Annotated in this window: 23 protein-coding genes; 19 read left to right on the top strand and 4 right to left on the bottom strand. The window is 69.7% G+C overall.

The window, feature by feature from the left end; all coding sequences use genetic code 11:
- Positions 1–307 precede the first annotated feature (307 nt).
- The gene (locus KMW22_RS04865; protein ID WP_221088897.1) at positions 308–724 is read left to right on the top strand and encodes a hypothetical protein; all 417 of its coding nucleotides are present in this window, start codon (positions 308–310) and stop codon (positions 722–724) included.
- A 4-nt stretch (positions 725–728) separates the two neighbouring features.
- Here the strand turns inward: KMW22_RS04865 and KMW22_RS04860 are convergent, their stop codons facing one another.
- Positions 729–2,105: an MFS transporter gene (locus KMW22_RS04860; protein WP_221088896.1), complete on the bottom strand. Its 1,377-nt coding sequence runs from the start codon at positions 2,103–2,105 to the stop codon at positions 729–731.
- A 77-nt stretch (positions 2,106–2,182) separates the two neighbouring features.
- On the opposite strand from KMW22_RS04860, the gene KMW22_RS04855 reads away from it, so the two are divergent.
- The 4 genes from KMW22_RS04855 (at position 2,183) to KMW22_RS04840 (ending at position 6,029) form a co-directional block, all read left to right on the top strand.
- A complete protein-coding gene (locus KMW22_RS04855) occupies positions 2,183–3,178 on the top strand; it encodes an aldo/keto reductase (RefSeq protein ID WP_221088895.1) in 996 nt (331 codons plus the stop codon).
- 230 nt (positions 3,179–3,408) lie between these two features.
- Positions 3,409–4,275, top strand: a complete 867-nt coding sequence (locus KMW22_RS04850) for an ABC transporter ATP-binding protein (protein WP_221088894.1) — start codon at positions 3,409–3,411, stop codon at positions 4,273–4,275.
- A gap of 56 nt (positions 4,276–4,331) precedes the next feature.
- Positions 4,332–5,213 (top strand): ABC transporter permease, encoded by an 882-nt coding sequence (locus tag KMW22_RS04845; RefSeq protein WP_221088893.1) that lies wholly within the window; start codon positions 4,332–4,334, stop codon positions 5,211–5,213.
- Positions 5,214–5,297: 84 nt separating this feature from the next.
- The gene (locus KMW22_RS04840; RefSeq protein ID WP_221088892.1) at positions 5,298–6,029 is read left to right on the top strand and encodes an MBL fold metallo-hydrolase; all 732 of its coding nucleotides are present in this window, start codon (positions 5,298–5,300) and stop codon (positions 6,027–6,029) included.
- Between the two features lie 575 nt (positions 6,030–6,604).
- Here KMW22_RS04840 and KMW22_RS04835 read toward each other — a convergent pair.
- Positions 6,605–7,900: a hemolysin family protein gene (locus KMW22_RS04835; protein ID WP_221088891.1), complete on the bottom strand. Its 1,296-nt coding sequence runs from the start codon at positions 7,898–7,900 to the stop codon at positions 6,605–6,607.
- An 85-nt stretch (positions 7,901–7,985) separates the two neighbouring features.
- Between KMW22_RS04835 and KMW22_RS04830 the strand changes: the two genes are divergently transcribed.
- The 7 genes from KMW22_RS04830 (at position 7,986) to KMW22_RS04800 (ending at position 15,455) form a co-directional block, all read left to right on the top strand.
- Positions 7,986–9,011, top strand: coding sequence for an ABC transporter ATP-binding protein (locus tag KMW22_RS04830; RefSeq protein WP_221088890.1), 1,026 nt, complete (start codon positions 7,986–7,988; stop codon positions 9,009–9,011).
- Entirely contained in the window at positions 9,008–9,811 is an 804-nt protein-coding gene (locus KMW22_RS04825) for an ABC transporter permease (RefSeq protein WP_221088889.1), read from the top strand. The genes KMW22_RS04830 and KMW22_RS04825 overlap by 4 nt, the downstream gene beginning before the upstream one ends.
- Positions 9,808–10,596: an ABC transporter permease gene (locus KMW22_RS04820; protein WP_221088888.1), complete on the top strand. Its 789-nt coding sequence runs from the start codon at positions 9,808–9,810 to the stop codon at positions 10,594–10,596. Before KMW22_RS04825 ends, KMW22_RS04820 begins: the two co-directional genes overlap by 4 nt.
- A 16-nt stretch (positions 10,597–10,612) precedes the next feature.
- Positions 10,613–11,200 carry a hypothetical protein gene (locus tag KMW22_RS04815; protein WP_221088887.1) on the top strand — a complete coding sequence of 196 codons (588 nt, stop codon included), beginning with the start codon at positions 10,613–10,615 and terminating at the stop codon, positions 11,198–11,200.
- 409 nt (positions 11,201–11,609) lie between these two features.
- Complete coding sequence (locus tag KMW22_RS04810; RefSeq protein ID WP_221088886.1) at positions 11,610–12,692, top strand: NADH:flavin oxidoreductase/NADH oxidase; 1,083 nt, start codon at positions 11,610–11,612, stop codon at positions 12,690–12,692.
- 233 nt (positions 12,693–12,925) lie between these two features.
- Complete coding sequence (locus KMW22_RS04805; RefSeq protein ID WP_221088885.1) at positions 12,926–14,347, top strand: hypothetical protein; 1,422 nt, start codon at positions 12,926–12,928, stop codon at positions 14,345–14,347.
- The gene (locus KMW22_RS04800; RefSeq protein ID WP_221088884.1) at positions 14,334–15,455 is read left to right on the top strand and encodes an ARPP-2 domain-containing protein; all 1,122 of its coding nucleotides are present in this window, start codon (positions 14,334–14,336) and stop codon (positions 15,453–15,455) included. Before KMW22_RS04805 ends, KMW22_RS04800 begins: the two co-directional genes overlap by 14 nt.
- 112 nt (positions 15,456–15,567) lie before the next feature.
- Here the strand turns inward: KMW22_RS04800 and KMW22_RS04795 are convergent, their stop codons facing one another.
- The gene (locus tag KMW22_RS04795) at positions 15,568–16,257 is read right to left on the bottom strand and encodes an ABC transporter ATP-binding protein (protein WP_221088883.1); all 690 of its coding nucleotides are present in this window, start codon (positions 16,255–16,257) and stop codon (positions 15,568–15,570) included.
- Positions 16,258–16,332: 75 nt separating this feature from the next.
- On the opposite strand from KMW22_RS04795, the gene KMW22_RS04790 reads away from it, so the two are divergent.
- The 3 genes from KMW22_RS04790 (at position 16,333) to KMW22_RS04780 (ending at position 19,244) form a co-directional block, all read left to right on the top strand.
- Positions 16,333–17,028: a Crp/Fnr family transcriptional regulator gene (locus KMW22_RS04790; protein WP_221088882.1), complete on the top strand. Its 696-nt coding sequence runs from the start codon at positions 16,333–16,335 to the stop codon at positions 17,026–17,028.
- Positions 17,029–17,127: 99 nt separating this feature from the next.
- Entirely contained in the window at positions 17,128–17,880 is a 753-nt protein-coding gene (locus KMW22_RS04785; RefSeq protein ID WP_221088881.1) for a fumarylacetoacetate hydrolase family protein, read from the top strand.
- A 431-nt stretch (positions 17,881–18,311) separates the two neighbouring features.
- A complete protein-coding gene (locus tag KMW22_RS04780) occupies positions 18,312–19,244 on the top strand; it encodes a diacylglycerol/lipid kinase family protein (protein WP_221088880.1) in 933 nt (310 codons plus the stop codon).
- Between the two features lie 141 nt (positions 19,245–19,385).
- Here KMW22_RS04780 and KMW22_RS04775 read toward each other — a convergent pair whose 3' ends face one another.
- Positions 19,386–20,081, bottom strand: coding sequence for a tetratricopeptide repeat protein (locus KMW22_RS04775; protein WP_221088879.1), 696 nt, complete (start codon positions 20,079–20,081; stop codon positions 19,386–19,388).
- 145 nt (positions 20,082–20,226) lie between these two features.
- On the opposite strand from KMW22_RS04775, the gene KMW22_RS04770 reads away from it, so the two are divergent.
- From KMW22_RS04770 to KMW22_RS04755, 4 genes are all read left to right on the top strand, one after another.
- Positions 20,227–23,073: a helicase HerA-like domain-containing protein gene (locus tag KMW22_RS04770; protein ID WP_221088878.1), complete on the top strand. Its 2,847-nt coding sequence runs from the start codon at positions 20,227–20,229 to the stop codon at positions 23,071–23,073.
- 226 nt (positions 23,074–23,299) lie between these two features.
- On the top strand, positions 23,300–23,707 hold the full coding sequence (locus KMW22_RS04765; RefSeq protein ID WP_221088877.1) for a DUF3208 domain-containing protein: 408 nt from the start codon (positions 23,300–23,302) through the stop codon (positions 23,705–23,707).
- Entirely contained in the window at positions 23,704–23,901 is a 198-nt protein-coding gene (locus tag KMW22_RS04760; protein ID WP_221088876.1) for a hypothetical protein, read from the top strand. Before KMW22_RS04765 ends, KMW22_RS04760 begins: the two co-directional genes overlap by 4 nt.
- Entirely contained in the window at positions 23,898–24,509 is a 612-nt protein-coding gene (locus KMW22_RS04755; RefSeq protein WP_221088875.1) for a DJ-1/PfpI family protein, read from the top strand. The genes KMW22_RS04760 and KMW22_RS04755 overlap by 4 nt, the downstream gene beginning before the upstream one ends.
- Positions 24,510–24,661 lie beyond the last annotated feature (152 nt).

Genomic DNA, 24,661 nt, shown 5'->3' with positions numbered 1-24,661 from the left:
CTGCTCGGCCAGGAGCGCCCTGGAGTGGTCAGGATGCAAGGTGAGCGTCCTCAAGGCAAACCAACGATCACGCTCGTCGGCGGTTGAGGCTTGGCGTTGACGACGCAGCAGTTCGTCTTCATCTAAGTGCTTCAGAGGAATGATCGCTTTGATACACTAACTATACTTCAAATTTGTATTACTGGGCGGCGGTATCTGGTATGAAGCGGTCACCGCTGATTTTTCGACCGGCAGTGACGAGTTTCACTGGACCCCGCTGGGCGGCGGGTTCTTCGCTTCCAGCACGTCGGACACACATCACATGCTGATGAGTCAGAACGACTCGGACAGCTGGCCGCGCGAACTCAATGATCGGTATTGGATTCAGAAGTTCGGCTGCGCCGATGGGCAACCCATCCTGGCCGTGGCCGGTCCCGAGACATCTCCTGCCTATGTGCTGGTGCACCCGGCGGCCCGCGCCCTGGAGGTTGTGCAGACCGAGCGCCAACTCAGCGACCTTGTCCTGCGCCGGGGCCTGACCCTGCCGGAGTGGTGGAGTAAGCAGGCGTTTGTGGAGAAGTGTGGCCCTCAGATGACCAGCGGGCAGAAGTTGCAGGCCCAGGTGGCCCTCTGGAGCCCCCTGGTGGTGCTGCTCCTCCTGTTCACGGGAACGCTCGTGCGGGTGCGGCGCCGGCCCCGCTTGGTTGTTCAGTCCCCCGAGTCTGAGGCTGGGCCGCAGGGATGAAGCCTCAATCCGCCGGCTGGGCCTCCGTAGGCTTGCTGAGCATCACCGCGCGCAGGCCTAAGCTCAGCACAAACGCCAGGGCCACCAGCCCCAGCGCCAGCAGATAGGCGCGGCGCAGGCCCTCGGCCAGCGAAGGGCCGCCCGCTTCAATGGCGGCCGGGCCAATCAGCAGCGCCATCAGGGCCACGCCCAGTGCGCCGCCCATCTGGCGGGCAAACAGCACGCCGCTGGTCACGGCGCCCAGTTCCGTGCGCGCCGCCGATTCCTGCGCGGCCAGCAGCAGGCTCAGCATGGCCAAGCCCATGCCCGTGCCCACCGCAAAGCCCAGGGCGCTGGTGACCCACAGCGGCGCATGAACCGCAAACGTCAGGGCCGTGAACATCGCCACCAGCACCGCAAAGCCCACCTGCGCAATGCGTGCCAGCGGCACCGTCTTCACCAAGCGCGCGGTCACGATGGCGGTCAGCGTCCAGCCCACCAGCATCGGCGTCAGGATGGCGCCGCCAGCGGTGGCCCCGCTGCCCGTCACGCCCTGGGCGTACAGCGGCAGGTAAGCAATCACGCCAAAGTACGCCGCGCCGCCCAGCAGGTTTCCGGCAAACGCCACGCGCGGCAGCCGCTGCGCCAGGGCCTTCATGGGCAGCAGCGGCGCCGGGTGGCGGCGTTCCAGGGCCACGGCGCCCACCAGGGTGGCTGCGCCGATGCCCACCAGTGCCCACTGCCGCTGTTCCAGGCCCCAGACCACCAGTCCGCTGCCCAGCGTAAAGAGGGCCGCGCCGGCCCAGTCCAGCCGCGCGGGCCGGGGCTGCCCCGTTTCCGGCAAAAAGCGCAGGGCCAGCGCCAGCGCCGCCACCCCAAAGGGCAGGCTGGCATAGAAGGTCCAGCGCCACGAGGCCTGCTCGGTCAGCCAGCCGCCCAGCAGCGGCCCCAGCAGCCCAGAAATCCCCCAGACCCCGGAAATCAGCGATTGCACCCGGCCCCGTTCTTTCAGGGCGTACAGTTCGCCAATCATGGTGAGGGTCAGCGGCAGCAGGGCCCCGGCGCCCAGCCCCTGCAGCGCGCGGGCCCCAATCAGGGCGCCCATGGAGGTGCTGATCCCGCACAGCGCTGAGCCCAGCAGGAAGATCACCACGCCCGCCAGATACAGCCGCCGCCGCCCCACGATGTCGCTGGCGCGGCCCCACAGCGGGCTGGAGACCGTGCTGGTCAGCAGATACACCGCAAAGGGCAACGCGTACAGGCGCTCGCCACCCAGGTCGCCAATCACGCTGGGCATGGCGGTGGCCACCACGCTGGCTTCCAGGGCGGCCAGAAAGACCCCCACGATCAGGCCGGTGGTGGCCAGCTGGCGGGCGCGGGGCGGCAGCGGGGCAGGCGTCACCTGGGCAGGCTACGCCCGGCGGCGCCGTGAAGAATGGGTGAGTGGCTTCATGGGGCCTGAATCGTTACAGTTGCGCCATGGCCTCCTCGTTCCAGACCCTGCACACCCGCCCCCTGGGCCGCACCGGCCTGATCGTGACGGAAATCGGCTACGGCGCCTGGGGGATTGGCGCCGATATGTGGGTGGGGGCCCAGGACGACGAAAGCCTGAAGGCCCTGCGCCGCTACGTGGAACTGGGCGGCAACTTCATTGACACGGCGATGGGCTACGGCAACGGCCACTCCGAGCGGCTGGTGGGCCAGGTCGCGCGGGAGCACCCGGGCACGCTGGTGGCCACCAAGATCAGCCCCAAAAATATGCAGTGGCCTGCCGCACCCGACACGGCCGCCGATCAGGCGTTTCCCGGCGAGTACGTCATCCGCATGACCGAGGCCAGCCTGGAGCGGTTGGGGCTGCCCCAGATTGACGTGCAGCAGCTTCACGTCTGGAACGACAGCTGGCTGGGCCAGGGCGACTGGCAGGCCGCCGTGGCCGACCTGAAGCGCCAGGGCAAGATCAAGGCGTTCGGGATCTCCATCAACGACCACCAGCCGGATAACGCGGTCAAAGCCGTGGAAGCCGGGGCCGTGGAGACCGTGCAGGTGATTTACAACGTGTTTGATCAGTCCCCGCAGGACCGCCTTCTGGACGCCTGTCTGGCGAACGGCGTGGGTGTCATTGTGCGTGTGGCGCTGGACGAAGGCAGCCTGACCGGGCGCATCACGCCCGAGACCACCTTCCCCGAAGGCGACTGGCGCCACACCTACTTTGGTGGTGACCGCAAGGCGCAGTTGCAGCCCCGCCTGCGCGCCATTGAACAGGACCTGGGGATTTCGACGGGCGCCCTGGCCGAGACCAGCCTGCGTTTTGTGCTCTCGCACCCGGCCGTCAGCACGGTGATTGTAGGTATGCGCAGCGTGCAGAACGTGGAGCGCAACGCCGCGCTGGCCGACGGTCAGGGCCTGAGCGCCGATCAGGTGCAGAAGCTGCGCGCCCACCGCTGGGACCGCAACTGGTACCTGCCCGCCAAGTAGACCCGCAGGAGAGGGAAGGAGGCCGCGCCGCTGCCTGGGCGCGGCCTCTTGCGGTGTGTGGGGCCAGCTGTACGCCATGACGCGTATCGCTTCCCGGCCGACCGGCGTCTACGCTGAGCGTCCATGATCGACGACGTCCGCACCCGGCGCTAAGTTCTGTCGCCCCGCCTGCTGCCCCCTGCCGCCAGAGGGGCGCGGCCCCTCGTCTCCCCACAACCCGGAGGTTTGCCATGACCCTGACCGCCCCTCCAGCGGCGAGCCCTTCTTCTGTGCCCGCTGCCCGTGATCTCAGCGGCCGAGAGATTGCCATTGACGTGCAGCACCTCGTCAAGACCTTTCGCAAGCGCCAGGGTGGCCGCCCCCTGCGCCCGCAGTACAGCGAGAGCCGCGCCGTGGACGACGTGACCTTTCAGGTGCGCCGGGGCGAGATCTATGGCGTGCTGGGCCCCAACGGCAGCGGCAAAAGCACCCTGATCCGCGCCATGAGCACCCTGCTGATTCCTGACGCCGGCACCGTGGGCATCTTCGGCCTGGACGTGGTGAAGGACGAGGCGCAGGTGCGGCGGCTGCTCAACCGCGTCTCTGTGGACGCCGCCTTTTACAAGAAGCTCAGCCCGCGCGAGAATTTGCTGTATTCGGCGCAGCTGTACGGCCTGGACCGTCATGTGGCGCAGGAACGCGCCCAGGCCACCTTGAAACGGCTGGGCCTGAAGGAAAAAGCCTTTTTCGAGCCCCTGGAAGAGATGAGCCGGGGCATGCAGCAAAAAGTGGCGATTGCCCGCGCCTTTCTGACCAGTCCAGTGATTGTGCTGCTGGACGAACCCACCACCGGCCTGGACCCCAAGTCGAGGCGCGACGTGCAGGAATTCGTGCTGGAACTGCGCGACGTGCACGACGCCACCATCATCCTGACCACCCACGACATGCCGGAAGCCGAGCGCCTCTGTGACCGCATCGCCTTTATCAGCGGCGGCAAATTTGTGGCCGAGGGCACCGCCGAGCAACTGCGCCAGCAGGCCGGCGAGGGCAAGAGCCTGGAAGACGCCTTCATTGAACTGACCGGCGAAGGGCTGAGCGAAAAAGAAGAGAGCGAGTAATCCCGACTGGTCCCGCGTCCCGCCCACCGCTTCCCGCCTCCCCTCCTGGAGCCCTCATGACCACCCCAGTCCATCCACCTTCCCCGTCCCCCGATCCCCACCGCACCACGCCTGGCACGCTGGCCCACCAGTTGCGCGCCGCCTTTGCCTTCGTGTTCCGCGACTTTCACCTGACCCGGCGCTACTGGTCGTGGGTGCTGGTGTTCACCTTCTACGACATGGTGTCGGCCGCCAGCATCATGCTGATTGGCGTGGCGGCGGGCAGCCCGCGCCTGACGCTGACGCTGCTGCTGGGAGCGGTGATGTGGTCCTTTCTGGGCCGCCTGTTTGGCGAGATCGCCAACTCCATTTCCTACGAACGCTGGGAAGGCACGATTGAGTACACTTTCATGGCGCCGGTCAGCCGCCTGACGCATCTGGTGGGGGTGAGCCTGTTTGCGGGCGCCTACGCCCTGCTGCGCGGGGTGCTGGTGTTTCTGTTCATGGGTCTGTTTGTGGACATTGGCGCCAGCTTTGGGCAGGTGCTGCAGTGTCTGGTGGTGTTTATGGTCGCCAGCTTGGGCTTTATGGGCATTGGCCTGATGGCCGCCGTGCTGCCCGTCATGAGCACCGAAAACGGCGCGCAGGCCACCAATATCATTCAGGCGGTGTTTCTGCTGATTTCCGGTGTGTACTACCCCGTCAGCGTGTTGCCCGGGTGGTTGCAGCCGGTCAGTGCGCTGTCGCCGGCCACATACGCGCTGGAGGCGTGTCGCAAGATTCTGGGGGTGAATGGCACAGGCACGGCCATTGAGGCCGGCGTGGGGCTGGGCGGGGTGCTGCCGGAACTGGGCATTCTGCTGGTGTTTGGGGTGGTGACGATTCCGCTGGGGCTGCTGGTGTTTGGCCGCGCCGAAACCTGGGCAAAACGCACTGGAAAACTCAAACGCGCCGGGTAACGGCTCTGGTACGGGCCCCTGCCTGCGCGGCAGGGGCTGTTTTTCGTTTGCCCTGGGTGGGCAGCGCGGCGTAGGCTGCGCGGCATGCAACGCCTGGGTGATGTGATCGTGCTGGAGCTGAACACCAACGGCCTGTTTGGCCCCATGCTCATTCACCCAGTGGCCCTGGTGGGCCCGGACGACACCCTGACCCTGGTGGACACCGGCTTGCCGGGCGTGCTGGAAGCTGTGACCGCCGAACTGGCAGCGGCCGGGTACGCGCTGGGGCAGGTGCGCCGCGTGGTCGTCACCCACCATGACCTGGACCATATCGGCAGTTTGGAAGACGTGGTGCGGGCCACGGCGGCCGAAGTCTACGCCCTGGAAGACGAAGTGCCGTTCGTGACGGGAACGCGGCGGGCGCAGAAGCTGCCCAGCGAGGCGCAGGCCGCCGCCATGCTGCAAGACCCGAATCTGCACCCCGCGTGGCGGACGCTGCTCACCCGGGAGCCGGTGCGGGTGCCCGTGAACCGGCCCTTGCGGGACGGCGACCTGCTGCCCGGCGGGGTGCGCGTCGTGGCCACGCCCGGGCACACGGACGGCCACCTGAGCCTGTACGTGCCGGGCGGCAACATCCTGATTGCCGGGGACGCCCTGACCGCAGAAGATGGCGCGCTGACCGGGCCACGGGAGGACGTAACGGCTGACATGCCCACAGCCCTCGCCTCGGTGCGCAAGCTGGCGGGGCTGGATGTGCAGACGGTGGTGGCGTACCACGGCGGCGTGGTGGCGGAGCGGGCCGGGGAGCAACTGCGGGCGCTGGCTGCTGGGGCTTGACTGGTCGCCGGGCGGTTGCTGGCGCGGCATGGGGTTGAGTGCGTGAAGCTGCGGGTGTGGCCCCACCCCCCCAGCCCCCCTACCCCGGAGGGGCAGGGGGGAGTGGCGCTGCGCTGGGCAAGAGTTTCTACTGACGTCGGCTGGGGTTGCTCGACCAATTGACGTGTCCGGCTTCGACGCCATCCGCTGGTAACGCGCAATGGCCCGCGCCCTTCGGGCACGACGGCCTCGTCTGGACCTGGGCGGTAGGGGGGCAAGACGGCTTGGTGCGTGCGAGAAGGTTCTACTTTGAACAGCAGCAGGAGCCATTGCCGCTTTTGCCTTTCAAAAGTAGAACCTCGTGTTCTAAGCGTCCCCACCTTTCGCCCCTACGGGGTAAGCAACGGAAGCCGTCGTGCGCGGAGCGCGCGGGCGTGAGGCGATGGGCGGAGAAGGGCGACGGCGTACAACGCGGGGCGAAGGAAGGCTGCCCTAAATCGTTAGTCAACGTTTGCCGAGCGCAGCGGAAAACTCCCCCCTGCCCCTCCGGGGTAGGGGGGCTGGGGGGGTGGGGCTAGTCCGAAAACCTCATCGCCTCACTCCATCCCCCCCCCAACCACCACCCCCACCGGCGGCACAATCAACACCCTATCAATCCGCGCCCCATCCAGATCCACCACCTCCAGCAGCCAGTCCTCCACCCTCACCTGCGCCCCCACCTGCGGAAACTCCCCCATCGCCCCCAGCACATACCCCGCCAGCGTGCTGAAATCCTCGCGCTCCAAGCGGGGCAGCGGCAGTCGCTCGCGCAGGTCGTGCATGGCCAGGGCGCCGTCGGCCAGATACGAGCCGTCGTCGCGGCGGAACAGTTCATTGGGATCGGCGGGCTGGTCGGCGCCGGCGAGTTCGCGCAGCAGGTCGGTGGAGGTGATCAGGCCGGTAAACATGCCGAATTCATCCACGGCAATGGCAATCTGCTGGTGCCCCTGCTGGGTCAGGCGGTTCAGGACATCCTCGGCCCAGGCGGTTTCGGGCACGTAGATCACCGGGCGCACCCGGTCCAGCCACGCCTCGCCGGTGTGCACGGCCTGCAGCAGGTCCACCACGCTGATCTGGCCCACCACCTGACTGTGGCCGTCCACCACCGGGTAGCGGTCATGCGGCGCGGCCAGGGCGCGGCTCACCACGTCGTCCAGGGGCGCGGTGGCCGGAATCAGGGTGGCGTCGCCCCGGGGGGTCATCAGTTCGCGCACCCGGCGGTCGTTAAAGCGCAGCACGTGGTCAATGCGCTCGCGCTCGCCCTCTTCCAGGCCGCCCGTTTCGCTGGCCTGCAGCACGATGGCCTTCACGTCCTCCTCGGTCACGTGTTCCTGGGGCTCGCCGCGCAGGCCCAGCAGCCACAGCAGCCCACGCGTGGTGGCTTCCAGCAGCCACACGATGGGCCGGGTCAGCCCCGACAGCAGCGTGAAAAACGGCGCCACCCGCAGCGCCAGGGCCTCGGGGTTGCGCAGGGCAATGCTCTTGGGGGCCAGTTCGCCCAGCACCAGCGACAGGTAGGTGACCAGCAGCACCACCGTCGGTTCAGCCACCACGCCAGCCGCCGAACCCAGCAGGGGGGTCAGTGCCCGCTCAACATGGGGGGTCAGACGGTCGCCAGCAAACACGGCGCTGACGGTGCCGATCAGGGTAATGCCGATCTGCACGGTCGCCAGGAACGCTCCGGGACGCTCGGCCAGATTCAGGGCCCGCTGCGCGGCGCGGTTGCCCCGGTCGGCCAGTCCCTGCAGCCGGGACTTGCGCGCCGAGACCACCCCCAGTTCCGAGCCGGAAAAAAAGCCATTTAAAATCAGCAGCACCACGAGAATGCCCAGGATCAGCAGTGGGTTGTCCACGCGCCACAGTGTAGGGGAGTGGCGCCTGGCCCGCCGTCTGGCTTACAGCCGCCCGCCGCGCCGCTGCTCTAGGCTGGGGGCCACTATGACCTTGCCCTCACCTGACGCGGCGGTGTACGTGCGCGACCTCAGCAAATCCTACGCCGTGCACGACAAGGAACCGGGCTTCCTGGGCAGCGTGCGCGCCTTTGTGCGGCGTCAGACCCGGCAGGTGCAGGCGGTGCGCGGCGTGTCCTTTTCGCTCTCACCCGGCGAGGTGGTGGGCTTTCTGGGCCCCAACGGCGCGGGCAAAACCACCACGCTGAAAATGCTCTCGGGGCTGCTGCACCCCTCGGGCGGTGAGGTGCGGGTGGCGGGCTTCGAGCCCCGGCGCCGGGAGCGCGATTTCCTGAAGACCATCACCCTGGTCATGGGGCAAAAGCAGCAGCTGATGTGGGATCTGCCTGCCCTGGATTCGTTCCTGATCAATCAGGCGGTCTATGAAATCCCCGACGATCAGTACCGAGCCACCATGGCCGAATTCACTGAGGTGCTGGGCCTGGAAGGCATCCTGAAAAAGCAGGTGCGCAAGCTCTCGCTGGGCGAGCGCATGAAGTGTGAGCTGGCCGCCGCGCTGCTGCACCGACCAAAGGTGCTGTTTTTGGATGAACCCACCATTGGCCTGGACGTGAACATGCAGGAAGCCGTGCGGGCCTTTGTGCGCGACTACAACGAACGCTACGGGGCCACCGTCATGCTCACCAGCCACTACATGGCCGATGTGACCGCCCTGGCCCGGCGCATTCTGGTCATTGACGCGGGCGAGGTGGTCTTTGACGGCGACCTGCACGCCCTGGCCGAACGCGGCAGCAGCGGCAAGACCATCCGCCTGCAACTGCGCCGCCCCGCGTCGGCCCAGGCGCTGGCAGCCTACGGCGAGGTGGTCAGCAGCGATGGCCTGAGCGCCGAACTTACGGTGCCCCGCGCCGAGGTCAGCGAGCGCGCCGCCCGGCTGCTCTCCGCGCTGGATGTAGCCGACCTGACGGTGGAAGACCCCCCGCTGGAAACCGTGATGGCCGAGCTGTTCGGCGCGCGTCCGGCCCCCACCCAGACCGGGGAGGTGGTCCGGTGAACTGGGCGTGGCGCAAGGTGCGCGTGCTGTTTGCCACCCAGTTTGCCCTGATGACCGAATACCGCGCCGAGGTGGTGATCTGGATGCTGTCGGGCACCCTCTCGCTGGTGATGATGCTGGTCTGGATGGCGCAGGCCGAGGCCGCCCCCGGCGGGCAGGTGCGCGGGTACACGCCCGCCGAGTTCGCCACCTACTTTCTCTCCACCTGGCTGATTTCGCAGCTGATGGTGGTGTGGGTGGCCCACGAACTGGATCCCGCCATTCGCCAGGGGCAGCTGTCGCCGTGGCTGCTGCGCCCGCTGGACCCCTTCTGGACCTACTTCCTGGGCCACGTGGCCGAGCGCTTTGTGCGCCTGCCGGCGCTGCTGGGGCTGGTGGCCCTGTTTGCGTGGCTCTCGGGGGCGGAGTTCACGGCGCAGTGGTGGGCCTACCCGGCGGCCGCCCTGCTGGCGGTGCTGGGGTTCACGGCGCGCTTCCTGTGGGAATACACGATTGGCCTGCTGGCCTTCTGGACCGATTCCTCCACCAGCTTTCAGGAACTGGTGTGGCTGCTGTACGCCGCGCTGGGCGGCATGTTCGCGCCACTGGCCTTTTACCCGGACTGGGTGCAGCGCGTGGCGGTCTGGACCCCCTTTCCCTACATGCTGGGCCTGCCCGCGCAGCTGCTTTCCGGCAAGGCCACGCTGGCCCAGGCCCTGCAGGGCGGCGCGGTGCTGCTGGCCTGGGGCCTGATTTTCGGGGTCGTGCGCTACGCCGTGTGGCGCGTGGGCCTGCGCCGCTACGGCGCGGTGGGGGCATGAGGCGCGCCCTGCGCCTGATCCGGGTGTTCACCGCCGCCAGCGTCTCGGCGCAGCTGGAGTACCGCGCCAACTTTGTGGGGGCGGTGCTCGCCAGCCTGGGCGAGGCGGGGGTGGCCCTGCTGGGCCTGTCGCTGCTGTTCAGCCAGCCCGGCGTGCAGCAGGTGGGCGGCTGGACCTTCCGCGAGGCCCTGCTGGTCACGGGCTTTTTTATGCTCACCGAAGGCTTTATCTCAGTGGTGGTGCAGCCGAACATGAGCAAGGTGGCCGAGGCCATCCGCACCGGCAACATGGATTTCACACTGCTCAAGCCCATTGACGCGCAGTTCAACGTGTCGGTGCGGTATCTGAATCTGCTGCGGCTGCCCGACGTGCTGCTGGGCCTGGGCCTGCTGGTCTACGCAGCCAGCGGCCTAAGCCTCACGCTGGCCGGGTGGCTGGCAGCGGGCGCGCTGTATCTCTCGGCGCTGGTGATCGTGTACTGCATCTGGCTGGGCCTGAGCACCACCGCCTTCTGGTTCGTGAAAACCCAGAATGTCACTGAACTGTTCAACGGCCTGTTTGGGGCCGCGCGCTTTCCGGCCACCGCCTTTCCGGTGCCGGTGCGCCTGCTGCTGACCTTTGTGGTGCCGGTGGCCCTGATCACCACCGTGCCTGCCCAGGCCCTGACCGGGACCCTGACGCCCGCACTGGCGCTGGTCTCGCCGCTGGTGGCCGCTGGCCTGTTCGCCCTGACCCGCTGGTTCTGGGGCCGCGCCGTGGCCAGTTACACCAGCGCCAGCAGCTGATGCCCGCGGCCCGCCCATGACCCTGGACCGTTGGGCCGCCCTGGGCCAGCCCCGTCCCCGCGCGTTGCCCTTAAGCCCGGCCGGCCGCGCCCAGCTCTCGCACCTGACCGAGCTGCGCGACCTCGACTCCCCGGGGGCTGCCGCGCGGGTTGGCGCCGAACTGGCGGGCGAGCGCACCCTGGCCCCCGACCTGCTGGGCGTGCGGCCCTGGTTGCCGCGCGACCTGGGGCCCCACGCGCTGCCGGGGGCCCTGCTGCGCAGCGAATGGACCGGGTTTCTGGCCCTGCTGGGCGAGCACGGCCCCTGGGTGTACGCGCCGGACGTGCGCGCGGTGCAGCGGCTCTCGGCGGCCTACGGGGCGCTGGTGATGGCGGCGCAGGCTGTATCCGAAGAGGTTGCCCTGCAAGCGGCCCAGGCAGCGGTGGCCCGGGCCTCCCACTGGACGCTCCTACCGCGCCTGGAGGCGGTGCCGTACCGCCAGCCCCGGCGCGGCGCGGCCACGGCTGGGGCGTTGTTGGAGCGGGAAGCAGCCTTCTGGGCCCTGGCCGCCGACCTCGCTCAGGCGGCGCATACGGCATGGCAGGCACGGCGCACGGGCGGGTAGGGAATGAGGGATACCGACTGTTCGGTGGGCCAGGGAGTTCTAACGGCAATCAGCAGTGGAGACCAGAAAGGCGTCGTCTGGGACGTGCCTTGCCGTGCGGCGCAGCTCTCCGGGTCCAGGTTCGGTGGGAAGGCGCAAGAGGGAAGAGGTCATCCACACTTTGGTGAGGGGTGTGAACCTTTCGGCGCACCAGGGTTTCGACAGCAACTCGCAGCAGCACCCAGCGGCAAGGCTCAAAGTGGCTTCCTTTCGGTCCTCCCACAGGCTCAAAGCGCATCGGTCCCCACTGCCCCCACCCTGCCCATCCGCTCCGATGACACCCTCAGGCCTCGGCCCTCTCATCACCCTCTGTTTTCCGTAAACCCGGCGCCCCTGGCGGCTGGCGGGCCAGCGGCACTAGGCTGGCGCCATGACCGCCGATCCCCTGCTGTTCCGCCCCCTCAAGGTGCGCGGCCTGACGCTGCCCAACCGCGTGGTGGTCTCGCCCATGTGCATGTACTCGGCCCACCAGGGCCTGGCCAACGACTTTCATCTGGTGCACCTGGGCCAGTACGCCCTGGGCGGCGCCGGCCTGATTTTCACCGAAGCCACGGCGGTGAGCCCCGAAGGCCGCATCAGCCCCGAGGACCTGGGGCTGTGGGATGACCGGCACATCACGGCGCTGGGCCGGGTGACCGACTTTGTGCATGCCCAGGGCGGGCGCATTGGCGTGCAACTGGCGCACGCGGGGCGCAAGGCCAGCACCTATGCCCCCTGGCGCGGGCGCGGCGCCGTGCCCGACGAGCGCGGCGGCTGGGCGGTGCTGGGCCCGGACGACCAGCCCTACACAGAGGCGCTGCGCACCCCCACGCCCATGACGGCCGATGACCTGGCCGCTGTGCCTGCCGCCTTTGCCCGCGCCGCCCGCCGCGCCGAGATTGCCGGCTTTGACGCCGTGGAAATCCACGCCGCGCACGGCTACCTGCTGCACCAGTTTCTCTCGCCGCTCTCGAACAGCCGCACCGACGCCTACGGCGGCCCCTTTGAAAACCGCGTGCGCCTGCTGCTGGAGGTGACCCGCGCGGTGCGTGAAGCGTGGCCTTACCACAAACCGTTGTTCGTGCGCCTGTCCGCCACCGACTGGGCCGAGGGCGGCTGGGACCTGGACCAGACGCTGGCGCTGGCCGACCTGCTGTCGCGCGAGGGGGTGGACGCCCTGGACATCAGCAGCGGCGGCCTGACCCCGGCGCAGCAGATTCCGGTGGGCCCCGCGTATCAATCGCCGCTGGCCGCCCACGTCAAGGCCGCCGTGCCGGACCTCGCCGTGATGGCGGTGGGCATGATTGACACCCCAGAGCGCGCCGAGGGCCTGCTGCAGAACGGCCACGCCGACCTGATCGCTCTGGGCCGCCCCCTGCTGGGCGACCCCCACTGGGCCCAGGCGGCGGCGCAATTGCTGGGGGCGCCGCTGGAACTGCCGGCGCCCTACGCTCGGGCCGCGCGCACGACGTAACGAGGGGCCGTCCGCTGCGCCATTGCGGCAGCTTGCCCTCCGTCATCTGGCGGGTCGCTCTAGCCCCGCCGTGCTCTACAGTGGAACACGGAACGCTGCCTGTGGGACTCTGGCGTGACTTCCGAGACATCCCTTTGGAGGTTGCCCCTTGCCGTCACGCCGCCCTTCCCCGGGCGGCGTTCTGCATGCCCCCCTCGGCGATTCCCCATGCTGGTCCCAGGGAGGGGACCCCCATGCCCAGCCACGACACCATTGCCCGCGAAGACCTGATCCTGTTTCTGAACGCCGCGTTTGCCTGTAGTGGGCAGCGGGAGTTCTATCACACCGCTGACGAACAGCGGGTCAGTGTGCAGTTTCTGCACGCCTACATACTGGGCAACTACCGGCGCCTGTATGCGCGCACCCTGGCGGCAGGCGTGAACGATTTCAACGCCGCCGAAATTATCGTGAACCTGCTGCGCACGGGCCGCGAAACCCCGCCTGACTTCCGCGCCGAGGAAAACGCGCTGCTGGGGGCCGCCCTGCGCCGCCTGCCACCCCAGCGCAGCTGGAAACTGCTGGCGCGCCTGCGCCGGGAACGGGTGAACAACCGGCGCACGCGCGCCCTGGTGCGGGCCCACATGGCTGGGCAGCGGGACCTGACGTTTCAGGCGGTCAAATACCGCCGCCTCGTGCGCGCAGCAGCCCTGCACGCCCACCTTCACCTGGGCGGCGAACTGCCCGAGTTCCTGTTCGGCACCTTTCGCCGCGCTTTTCGCACGCCGCTGCTGGAAACCTATCGCCAGGCCCGCTATAGCACCCAGGCGGTCTATGCGCTGCCCTACAGCGTGGCCCAGGGATTGGCGGTACGGCACGGAATTCCCCCGCAGGAACTGGCCGGGCGCATGACCGCCCGCCTGACGGAAGATGAGCGGCTGCGCGTGCAGCGCCGCAGTGCGGGGGTGGTAGAGGTGCGCCCGGAGCGCCTGCCCCTCACGGCCCTGTGTCTGTACGTGCTGGCCATGCCGCTGACCGAGCGGCAGGCCCGCGCCGCCGAACTGGAAGACTGGCTTGGCCGCGCCGCTCGGGCCGTGTTGAAGAGGGCGCCGCTTCCCCTTTCACCGGGCCGGGTGGCGGCGGTGCTGGACAATTCCTTTTCGGCCTCGGGGTCCCGCGAGAAGCGCCGCCGCCCCCTGGCGCTGGCCCTGGCCACCGATCTGCTGCTGCGCGCCGGGTGCCCGGCTGGTACCTACCGCGCCTTCTGGACCCAGCCCACTCCCTCTTCTCTTCTGGTGCAGGCGGCTGGGCAGACCAATCTGACCGAACGGCTGCTGGACGCTCTGGACTGGGGCGCGCAGACGGTGCTCGTGGTGTCCGACGGAGTGGAGAACGATCCGCCCGGCGTCTTCCACGCGGCCCTGCGCGCCGCCCGGCGGCTGTGTCCGGCGCTGGAGGTGCTGCACGTGAACCCCGTCTTCGATGCCGAGATGCTGACCGTGCGCAGTCTGAGCCCCGACCTGCCGGCCGTGGGGCTGCGCGACGCCGATGATCTGCCCACCGCCCTGGGTTTTGCCCGCTTCGCGGCAGGCGGCGCTGAGGTGTCGGACCTGGAAACGTATCTGCTGGAGCGCGTGCGCACCTTTCTGAAGCCCGGAGAAGCCCATGTTGACCCTTGAAGGCCTGACCCCCGCCCCGGCCCAGGTGCGCGGCGCTTTTCGGCTGGTGCCGCTGCTGCGCGACCGCCCGTGCGAGGACGTGCGCCTGACCCTGCAGCCCCTGTCGCAGGACCTGAAGGCCGTGGCCCTGCCCGACGGGGCCCAGTACGTGGCCTTCGTGCCCCACGCCCTGTGCCTGGACTGGGGGGAGGGCCGCCCTCCCGAGGTGGCCCTGGGGGGGCAGGTGGGCCGCCCGCGTGGAGGCTGGCGCCGGCTGGAACTGGTGGACCGGCTGCGCCGGCGCGAGGGAAGCGGCCTGCGCTTCCTGCCGCTGCACCTCGCGCTGGAAGGCCTGCTGGCCCTGCACTTTGGCCCGCCGCGCGTGGCCTGGAAGGAGCTATCGCGCGACTTTCTGCGCGCTGGCCTGGGGGTGCGTACGGAATCGGGTGTGCCGGGCAACCTGCTGCCGGGCTTCGAGGATGCCCTGCGCACCTTTGAACTCCACGACAGGCAGGTGGGAATGCTGGTGTATACCGGCGATCAGCTGGCTTCAGCGTTCGTGGTGCCGTCGGCCGCCGATTACCGCCAGTTGCACCGCACGCTGCTGGCCGACCTGTACGGTGACCTCGTGCTGCGGTACGCGGCGCTCTATCCCGAACCGCCGCTGCTGGAGGCCACGCCCCAGTTTGAGGCGGCGCGCACCGTGGCTGACCTGCGCGTGGCCCTGGCCGCCGTCCGCCGCGACTGGGCCACCTTCGTGCAGACCGAGCTGCTGCGCGACCTGCTGGGCCGCTCTCTGATGGCCGAGCCCGTGTATTCGGCAGGAACCCTGGAACTCGACCGTTTTGTCACCGACCTGAATCCGGCCCAGATCAACCACATCGGCGAGCGCCTACGCCGCCCAGATGGCGAGGTGCTATACCTCAAAACCTTTCAGCTGTCGGCGGCCCAGACCCGGCGGGCGTACCTGCTGCACCAGCTCGCCACCCACCAGTGGCATCTGGGAGAGGCGGCTGCAGCGCTGGGTCAGACGGTCCCCGACCTGGTGGAGCGGATTGAACGCGCCGGCTTCGGTTACCTGCTGACCCAGGCCATGCGGGAGACGGCGGCCAAAGCCCGGCGTACCTGAGCAAACTGCGCCCGCAGAACGGCCGCAGCTCAGGTCGAACGCTCTGCCGCCCCGAGCTGACCTCCAAAGAGTTCTTTCCCCAGACCTCTGGGTGTCCTGTCTTCTCCTGCCCCTAAGCGAAATCCGGCGCCGCGTCGGTGAACTGGCCGTCCAGCAGGTGCAGGGTGCGGTCGGCGTGGCGGGCCAGTCGCTCGTCGTGGGTCACCAGCAGCACCCCAGCTGCTTCCTCGCGCGCCAGGGCCACCAGCAGCGCGGCCACCGCCTGGGCATTGGCGCGGTCCAGGCTGCCGGTGGGTTCGTCGGCCAGCACGGCGGCGGGGCGGGCGGCCAGGGCGCGGGCCACCGCCACCCGCTGGCGCTCGCCTCCACTCAGCACCCCGGGCAGGTCGGCCTCGCGCCCGCCCAGGCCCACCCGGGCCAGCAGGTCTCGCGCCCGCGCCTCGTCGCCCCGGCCCGACAGGCGGCAGGGAATCAGCACATTGTCCAGCACACTCAGGTCGTCCAGCAGGTAGTGGTGCTGAAACACCAGCCCCAGTTGCCCCGCCCGCCGTGCAGCGCGCACCTGGGTGCCCAGGGTGTCCACCCGTTCGCCCGCCCACCACACCTCGCCGCCCTGGGGGGTATCCAGCCCGCCCAGCAGGTGCAGCAGGGTGCTCTTGCCACTGCCCGACGGCCCGGTGACGGCCACCACCTCACCCTGGGCCACGTCCAGACCTACGCCACGCAGCACCTGCAGGCTGCCGTACGCCTGCGTGAGGTCGCGGGCCATCAGGGCGGGCGGGGGCAGAGACACGCGGCGCATGGTAGCTCATGGCCCGTGCATGAAGAAGGGCGGGCGTTGTGGCCTGCTGCCCAGGCACGCTAGGATAAGCCCCTGATGGCGCGCCTGGACGATCTGAAAGCATCCTTTCTCTTCCACAACGTGCCCGCCGAGGCCCTGCAGGAAGCGCTGCAGGTCATCACCGAGCGGCACTACCGCCCCGGGCAGACCATCCTGGAACAGGACGCCGAGGGCGAGGCCCTGCACATCCTGACGCGCGGCGTGGTGCGGGTCAGCCGGATCAGCCTGGGCAGCCGCGAGCGCGTGATGGGTGATGTGTACGCCCCCGGCGTCATCGGTGAAACAGCCGTGCTGGGCGGCGGCGAGCGTAGCGCCACCGTGGTCGCCCAGACCGACGTCACCACACTGATGCTTTACCGCACGCACTTCAAGCAGATTTTGCGCCGCCACCCGGACGTGCTGTGGAACCTTAGCGTAATGCTGGTTCGCCGCGTGACCCACCTGAACGACGAACTGATCGCCTTTGGCCTGAACACCGAAGCGGCCCTGAGCCACGTATTCACCAACCTCTACCGCCAGCGCGTGCAGGCCGGCGTGCCGCAGCCGGAGGTGTTGCCCATGTCCACCCAGGACATCATGAGCCGCATTTCCAGCTCCCGCGAAACCGTCTCGCGCGTGATGCGCAAGCTCGAAGGCCAGCGCCTGCTGAAAAGCAACGGCCAGACCGTGACCCTGCTGGACCCCGAGGGCCTGGAGAACGTGACCCTCGAAGAAGCCGACAGCCTGGACTGAGAATGGCTGCCCCTGGCCACTGGGGCTACCTTCCAAAGCCGGTGAGGTTGCCCCAGGGCAGCGTTGGGTTCCGCTGTGGGGGCCCGCTATCCTGCCCGCATGCAACTGATCCGCATGACATGGCAGGGCCAGCCCTGCTGGGGCGAGCTGGACGGCGAGCGTGTGCACCTGCGCGCTGGCATGCTGGGCGCACGCACCGGGCAGACCGCCCCCTACGACCCGGCCACCCTGCTGGCCCCCGCCGAGCCCACCAAGATCGTGTGTGTGGGCCGCAATTACCTGGACCACATCCGCGAACTGGGCAACGACAAGGGCGACCTGCCCACCGAGCCCGGCATTTTCCTGAAAGGCCCCAACGCCCTGGCCGAGCCCGGCGGCGCGGTGCACAAGCCCGACTGGACCCAGAACTTTCACTTTGAGGGCGAACTGGCGGTGGTGATGGGCCAGCGCGCCCGCCACCTGAGCGAAGAGGCGGCCCTGGGCGCCGTGGCCGGCTACACCTGCGCCCTGGACCTGACGGCGCGCGACCTGCAAAAGACGGACCTGCAGTGGTTCCGCGCCAAGGCTGCCGACCGCTTCTGCCCCCTGGGGCCGCACCTGGTCACTGGCCTGGACCCCGCCGACCTGCGCGTGCAGACCCGCGTCAACGGCGAGGTGCGCCAGGACAGCCGCACGCGCCACATGATCTTCCCGCTGCCCCAGATTCTGGCGTACGTAACGCGCTACGTGACCCTGGAGCCCGGTGATGTGGTGCTCACCGGCACCCCGGAGGGCGTGGGCCCGCTGCAGGCTGGCGACGTGGTGGAGGTTGAAGTGGAAGGTGTAGGTGTGTTGCGCACCCCGATTGTTTAAGGGCCGAAGGCAGAGCCGCCTTGAAGTTCAGCTCCTGAGGGCGCTCAGGTGGATGGGTTTGCGTCCATGAAGGACAGGGGCGGAGGCGTGCTTTGACTTCAGGGCGAAACAGGCCGTTGCTGAGGAAATCCCTCATCTGGCACGACGGCGCGAAATGTTTGTCCGTCGGCCAGGGCGGTCAGAGAAGCAACGTCATCCTGAGCGGCTATGCCCACCGGGGGTCTCCGAGTCGCTGCAAGAGGAGCGAGGCTACGGTGACTCCCCTGCCTCTTCACACGGGCTTTTAAACCCAGCCGAACCCCTGGAACCGTTGCGGACGCGGTTTAAGCCAGGGGGCGCTGGCCGTTCCGGCACCCTCCTCTCGGCCCAGCAAGCGCCCTCCACTCCTCCAAAACGCGCTGCATGAAGGTTTGCTCTATGCTGGGCCGACCGTGAACCATGAGGACAGCCCCGTTCCGCCCCTTCCACCCCTGGCGGTGGTGCTGAATCCCCAGGCCGGGCGTGGTCTGGCCGCCCGGGAATGGCCGCGCCTGCAGCGCGAATTGCAGGCGCGCGGTCTGCAGCACACCGTGATTCAGGAGGCGTCGGGTGAAGCCGCGCTGGCCTGCGTGCAGGCCCTGCCCCCCGAGGTGGCGGTGATGGCCGTGGGCGGCGACGGCACCGTGGGCGCCCTGCTGGGGGCCGTGGTGGGTACCGGGCGCCCCCTGGCGATCGTGCCGCTGGGCACCGGCAACGACTTCGCCGGGCTGCTGGGCCTGAAACCCGGCGCCTTTGCCGAAGCCCTGGACCGCCTGAACTACCAGCCGCGCGCCCTGGACGCCCTGCAGCTGGACATTCTGGTCGGCGATGAGGCTGGGCGCCGCTTCGTGCTGCTCAATGGCCTGGGCATGGGCTTTGATTCCGACGTGACCGCCAACATGGACCGCGCGCCTGCGCACCTGCGCGGCTTTTCACGCTATGCCTATTCCGCCCTGAGCACCCTGCGCGCCCTGCAGCTGGCCGAGGTGGACATCGTGGCCGATGGGCAGCCGCTCTACGCGGGCCCCAGCGCCATCGTGGCGGTCATGAACGGCGTGCGCTACGGTGGGGGCTTTCGGATCAGCCCACAGTCGGATGTGCGCGACGGCCACCTGAACGTGGTGGCAGGCGGCGCCATGAACCGCCGGCAACTGGCCGGCCTGATGGCCCGGGTGCTGCGCGGCACCCACCTTACGCACCCCCTGGCCCACCACACGGCGGCGCGCGAGGTCCGGGTGCGCTGGGCCACCCCGGTGCGCATTCACCTTGACGGTGACTTGCACGGCCGCGTCAGCGACATTCAGGTGCGCGTGCTGCCGGGCGCGGCGAAGCTGCTGAATGCGTAGGGGGGTGTGGGGCGTGGGCTGTGGGTTGTGGGAAAAGACAGAGACCCATACGCGCGGCCCTGCTTTTCGAACAGGCTAAAAGACAGAGGAGGTGAGGCGCGGAAGTCTCCTCCCACACCCCACCTCCTACACCCCACAACCTTACTTCAGCTTCGCCAGCGTGGCCTTGGCGGCGTCTTCGTTGCGCTTCTCCCAGAAGGTGTCGGCGTTCATGGCCAGGGCCTTTTCCAGCTGGGCGGCGGCTTCGGCCTTCTTGCCCTGCAGCATCAGGGCGTTGGCGTACTCAATGCGGTGAACAGCCACGTTGGGCTCCAGCGCAATGGCTTTTTCAAAGTTGGGGATGATCTGGTTGCGGTCAGCGCCGGTCGCGCGGGTGGCGATAAAGCCCTTGCTGATCAGGTTGGCGTGCCACAGGCCCAGGGCCACGTAGGCGCCCGCCAGCCTGGGGTTCAGGCGAACGGCGGTGTCGAGGTTCTTCTTCATATCGCCGGCCAGCCCCAGGCTCTGCAGAATGCCGCTGAACTGGGCCAGGCGGCCCTGGGCGCGGGCCAGCTCGAAGTAGGCGTCGGCGTTGTTCTTGTCCTTGGCGATGGCCTGGCGGGCGTAGCCCTGGGCCTTTTCAAACAGCGCCTTTTTCTGGTTGTCGGGCACCAGACCCGCGCCGGCCGTGGTGGCTTCGGCGGCCAGGGCAAAGCCGTCAGCGGTGTTCAGGGCGGCGGCGGCGCTGGCGGCCTCCTGCCACTTGCCCTGGTCAAACAGGGCTTTGGCAGCCTGCTGGCTCTGGGCGGCGGCGGTCACGGACAGGGCAAGGGCAATGGACAGGGCAAGGGTACGCATGGGTTCCTCCTGGGGGGAAATAGACTGAGTTGAAAGCTGGGCAGAGTATACACAGTTGCCCTGCCCGGTAGCTGACGGCTTCGTCAGGAACGGTGGGCCCACCCGTTTCTTGAACCCGGTTCAGTGCGCGGGGTAGGCTGGCCGCGTGGATTACCGGGCGGCGCTGGCCCAGTTGCGTGCCCACCTGCCCCCCCCGTCGGGCGGGCAGGCGCGCGGCAGCCTACGTTGGCTGGAGACCCAGATGCGCGCGCGCGGCGCCAGTCCCAGCAGCGTGCGCAACATCGTGTACCGGGGCGTGGGCACCCCTACAGACAAGGCCGCTCTGCGCGCCATCCTGCAAGAGCTCGCCCAGGAGCTGGGCTGCGTGCTGCCCGACGCTCCCCCGCCTCGCCCCGCCCTGCCACCCGAGCTGGACCTGCTGGGCCGCAGCAAGATTCGCGCCTACCGCCAGTTTGTGGCCGGGGTGCGGGCCGGCCGCTCACCCCGCCTGATTGTGGCCGGGCGCCCGGGGGCGGGCAAGACCGTGCTGCTCACCCAGGTGGCCCGCACCCTGCGCGACCAGGGGCTGCCAGTGACCCAGCTGACGCTCTCGGGCGACCTGCAAGGCGTGTTGCCGCTGGGCACGCCGCCCGGGGCCTCGTTCGCCGCGCAGGCGCAGGCCCAGCAGGATGCGGCGCGGCAGGCCCTGCCCACGCGGGGGGCCCTGCTGGTGCGGGTGGGGCGCGACCTGCACTGGAGCAGCGCCCCGCCCCGGGCCAGCAGCGGCGATGCCCTGGGCGGCGCGGCCTGGGCCATTCTGCACCTGCTGGAGCGGGCGCCGGTGGGCGTGGCGGTGCTGCTGGCCCTGGACGGCGACTGTCCCCCGACCAGCGCGGCCGAGTGCATCGAACTGCGCCCGCCCACCCCAGCCGAGGCCCGTGCGTACCTGATGAGCCACCTGAACGTGACGCGGGGCGAGGCCGAGCGCTTGGTGCAGGAAGGGGGCCGCAGTCCCGAGCGCCTGATGCTGCTGGCCCGGCTGGCCCGCGCGGGGGCTGGCCCCGCCGAGCTGCTGGGCGACCCGGACACCCGCCGCCTCGCCGAGGCCACGGCTGCCCTGCACGCCGCCCTGCCCGACCCAGCCGCCCCCTGGCCCGCCGCGCTGCTGGCCGCTGCCCTGGGCCACGACCCGGCCGCGCTGCCCCCCCACGCCCGCTTGCTGCTGGAGGCAGGCCCGGACGGCTACCGCCCGGCGGCGGCCCTGCGCGGCGCGTGGCCCGGCGTCTCGCCTGCCGCGCAGGTGGCCCCTCTACGCGCCCTGGCCGACACCGAGGACCCCGCCCTGGCCCCCGCCCGGCTGGCGGCCTGGGCCGCGCTGCGCGACGTGGGCGCCCTGGCCGCCCACCTGCAAACCCACCCGGACGACGCCCGGCACCTGCCCCCTCTGTGGCCCGCCCTGCGCGCTGCCCCTGGGGGCGACCACCGCGACCTGCTTGCCCGCGCTGTGGTGGCCCACCACGCCGGGCGGGGCGAATACGGCGCCGTGACCCTGCGCGACGCCCTGTTCACCCTGCTGGAATCCGCCCGGCAGGCGGTGCGGGCCTGGGCGCGCGTGAAGCTGGCCGAAAGCAGCCTGGAACACGGCAATATGGACGCCGCGCAGGCCCAGCTGGCCCACCCGGACGTGACCGGTATGGCGGGCCCTGATCCCTGGACTATGGCCGCCAAGGCCGACGTCCTGCTGGTGCAGGCGGCGCTGGCCCGCTGGCGCGGTGACCTGACGGCGGCCACTCAGGCCGCCGCTGACCCCCGCGCCGCGCAGGGGGGGCCCCGCGCGTGGCTGTGGCGCGGTCTGATCGCCAAGGATGCCGGGCAGTGGACCCAGGCCCTGGCCGCGCTGCAGGCCGTTCCGGCGGGCAGTCCTTTGCTCTCGGCGCGGGCGCGCTACCAGGAGGGCGACCTGCTGCTGCGCCTGGGACAGCCCGCCGCCGCCCTGGCCGCCCTGCAGGACGCCGCTGCCCGCCTGCAAGAGGCCGGCAGCGCCCCCGAGGAGCAGGCGCGCGTGCTCGCCCGCACCGCCACGGCCCGGCGCCGCCTGGGCCGCCCAGCGGCGGGCCTGCGCGACCTGCGCCGTGCCCTGGCCCTGGTGCCCCCCGATCCGCGCCGTCACGCTGACGGGGTCCCGCGCGCCCGCCTGCTCTCCGAGGGCGTGCCCCTGCTGCTGGCCCTGGGCCGCCCCGATGAAGCCCTGACCTGGGCCGCCCAGGCACTGGACCTGCTCGCGCGCCCCGAGGCCCGCCCCGCCGAGGCCGCCTACCGCGCCCGGCGCACCCGGTACCGCACGGCGCTGGCCTATCTGTCGCGCGGGCTGGGCCGCCCCTACCTACAGCCCCTGGCCGGACCCACGCGTGACCACCCGGACCTTGTCCACGCCCGCGCCCTGCTGGACACCCTGCTGGCCCAGGAGGTGCGCGGCGCCGACCGCGACCACCTGCTGGCCCTGGACCTGCGCCTGAGCCGCGCCCTGGCCGAGCCCGATGCGGCGCGCGCCCTGACCCTGACCCAGGACGCCCTGGCCCTGGCCGCCCACCCCTACGAACAGGCCCAGGCCCTGGCCCTGCACGCCGAGGCCGCCCTGCGCGCCGGCCAGCTGGGTGCGGCCTTGGCAGCGGTGAACCGCGCCCACGCCCTGCTGCGCCGGGTGGGCCCTGGCCCCGCCCCCGCCGACCCGGGCCTGCACGCCCAGCTGCTGGCTCTGGAGGCCGGTGCCAGCGTGCAGGACGGCCCCGCCCTGCTGCCCTGGCTGCGCGCGGCCCTGGCTGACCCCGCACTGGCTCCCTTCCGCGCGGGGGTATGGCGCGAGGTGGGCGCGGCCCTGCTAACGGTGCCCGGCGGTGCAGGCTGGCTGGCCGACTGGGGCGTGACCTCGCAAGGTGCCCTGGCCCTGCCGGACGCTCTAGTGGTTCACGAGCAGGCCCAGTGCCCACCCAGTGGTGATGAGCTAGAGGGGTAAGGGTGGGGACTGCTCCATCGGCCCTGAAGAGGTTGGCGCACCTCCCGTCTGGACTGGGCCGTTGCCCATCCGTGGTGCTGCGGGGCCAGGACACGGCCCTATATCTTCAGCCGCCTCATCCCTTGCCTCATCAGCCGCCCCAGGAGCGGCGCATCTCCTTCACATGAAGAATCGCTGGGGGCGCGGCAGGCCCTCTGTTTGCTGCCGGCCCCAGGCGAAAGCCGGTATGCTACGGCGCGTGAGCACCAGTGAACCGCAGCCCGTGGGTCGCGCCGCCGTGCGCCTGCTGCAGGGCTACGTGTGGCATCCCCAGGAGGCCGATATCGATCTGGAGCAGTTTCTGCCCCACGAACTCGACCTGCCCGCCCAGGAAGGCCCCGAGGACACCGAGCAGGAAGCAGCGCATGTGCTGTGGGACGCCGTGAACCCGCCGTTCGCCTTTTTCGAGAACGGCGAACCCACGGCCTCGCAGGCCTTTTACCAGTTCACCGTGCTGCGCGTGTACGACACCCGCCCCAGCAACGACGCCCTGCACGCCGACGCCAGCGCCGCCAGCGAGCAGCTCAGCCCCCTGCTGGACGTGACCCCCGAGGGTGTGGGCTGGCAGCTGTGGGAGGACCTGCGCGACCTATGATCACGTGGCTTGATCTGCTTGTTGAAGGCGACCCCCACCCCCGGCGCTTTGACAGCCGCGAGACGGCCCTGGCCTACCTGCTGCGTGTGGAGCGCCTATCCGAAGAGGCCGCCCAGCACCTGCTGGACCACGGCGAGGTGGACCCGCCCCTGGCGCGGCGCGAGTACCGCCTGCAGCCCCTGACCTCCCCATGACTGCTCCTGACCACGAACCCAATGTCCAGACTGGTCCGGTGGTGGCGCTGCCGGTGTACCACGGTGTCAGCGAACTGGAACTGGGGCTCATGGTCACGGTGCTGCGGCTGTGCGGCGGCGACAAGGTGGCCGTCACGGTGAACCGCTCGCGCATCAGTGTGATCACAGCGGGCGGGCTGGTCATGACGCCGCATGTCCTATACGCCGCGCTGCCCGAGCCCCAGGCGCTGCTGCTGCCCGGTGGCCCCGGCGCGGCCAAAGCGGCCCGCGATCCCCTACTGCGCGCCTTCCTGGCGGCCCACCCGGGGCTGCCCACCGGCGCCAGCGGCAGCGGCCTGCTGCTACTGGGCGAAGCCGGTACCCTGGACGGCTGCGTGGTGGGCGGCCCCGCCGACCTGACCGATACGCTATGGGGCTTCACCCCCGCCGACGTGCGCCCCGGCCAAGTGGTTATGGATGGACGGCTATGCACCACCCCTGCGGGCCTGGGCGCCCTGCACGCGGCGCTACATGTGGCCGCAACGTTGTGGGGTCAGGAGGTGGCGCGGGACGCGGCAGAGCGCATTGGCTCGTCACCGCTGCTGGTCGACTCCGTCAGCATGAACTGATCAAAGGTCAGCGTCACTTCGTAGGCTGTGGTGACGATCAGCAGGCGGCCCGGCGCCTAAATGCGAAAGCGCAGAACGTTCTACAGAAGGTCCGAGCCTTCATCCGCATCCACCACGCTGAACTGCAGGTCCTGAATGCCCGTGGACCGTTG

This window comes from Deinococcus aquaedulcis, assembly GCF_019693445.1.
In the GTDB taxonomy this organism is placed as follows: Bacteria; Deinococcota; Deinococci; order Deinococcales; family Deinococcaceae; genus Deinococcus; species Deinococcus aquaedulcis.
This window is presented reverse-complemented; position numbering and strand designations above follow the sequence as displayed.

Bases quoted from the DNA above. Each gene is read 5' to 3' on its own strand.
- KMW22_RS04865 (WP_221088897.1), top strand. From the start codon at position 308: ATGAGTCAGAACGACTCGGACAGCTGGCCGCGCGAACTCAATGATCGG.
- KMW22_RS04855 (WP_221088895.1), top strand. From the start codon at position 2,183: ATGGCCTCCTCGTTCCAGACCCTGCACACCCGCCCCCTGGGCCGCACC.
- KMW22_RS04850 (WP_221088894.1), top strand. From the start codon at position 3,409: ATGACCCTGACCGCCCCTCCAGCGGCGAGCCCTTCTTCTGTGCCCGCT.
- KMW22_RS04845 (WP_221088893.1), top strand. From the start codon at position 4,332: ATGACCACCCCAGTCCATCCACCTTCCCCGTCCCCCGATCCCCACCGC.
- KMW22_RS04840 (WP_221088892.1), top strand. From the start codon at position 5,298: ATGCAACGCCTGGGTGATGTGATCGTGCTGGAGCTGAACACCAACGGC.
- KMW22_RS04830 (WP_221088890.1), top strand. From the start codon at position 7,986: ATGACCTTGCCCTCACCTGACGCGGCGGTGTACGTGCGCGACCTCAGC.
- KMW22_RS04820 (WP_221088888.1), top strand. From the start codon at position 9,808: ATGAGGCGCGCCCTGCGCCTGATCCGGGTGTTCACCGCCGCCAGCGTC.
- KMW22_RS04815 (WP_221088887.1), top strand. From the start codon at position 10,613: ATGACCCTGGACCGTTGGGCCGCCCTGGGCCAGCCCCGTCCCCGCGCG.
- KMW22_RS04810 (WP_221088886.1), top strand. From the start codon at position 11,610: ATGACCGCCGATCCCCTGCTGTTCCGCCCCCTCAAGGTGCGCGGCCTG.
- KMW22_RS04805 (WP_221088885.1), top strand. From the start codon at position 12,926: ATGCCCAGCCACGACACCATTGCCCGCGAAGACCTGATCCTGTTTCTG.
- KMW22_RS04800 (WP_221088884.1), top strand. From the start codon at position 14,334: ATGTTGACCCTTGAAGGCCTGACCCCCGCCCCGGCCCAGGTGCGCGGC.
- KMW22_RS04795 (WP_221088883.1), bottom strand. From the start codon at position 16,257: ATGCGCCGCGTGTCTCTGCCCCCGCCCGCCCTGATGGCCCGCGACCTC.
- KMW22_RS04790 (WP_221088882.1), top strand. From the start codon at position 16,333: ATGGCGCGCCTGGACGATCTGAAAGCATCCTTTCTCTTCCACAACGTG.
- KMW22_RS04785 (WP_221088881.1), top strand. From the start codon at position 17,128: ATGCAACTGATCCGCATGACATGGCAGGGCCAGCCCTGCTGGGGCGAG.
- KMW22_RS04775 (WP_221088879.1), bottom strand. From the start codon at position 20,081: ATGCGTACCCTTGCCCTGTCCATTGCCCTTGCCCTGTCCGTGACCGCC.
- KMW22_RS04765 (WP_221088877.1), top strand. From the start codon at position 23,300: ATGCTACGGCGCGTGAGCACCAGTGAACCGCAGCCCGTGGGTCGCGCC.
- KMW22_RS04760 (WP_221088876.1), top strand. From the start codon at position 23,704: ATGATCACGTGGCTTGATCTGCTTGTTGAAGGCGACCCCCACCCCCGG.
- KMW22_RS04755 (WP_221088875.1), top strand. From the start codon at position 23,898: ATGACTGCTCCTGACCACGAACCCAATGTCCAGACTGGTCCGGTGGTG.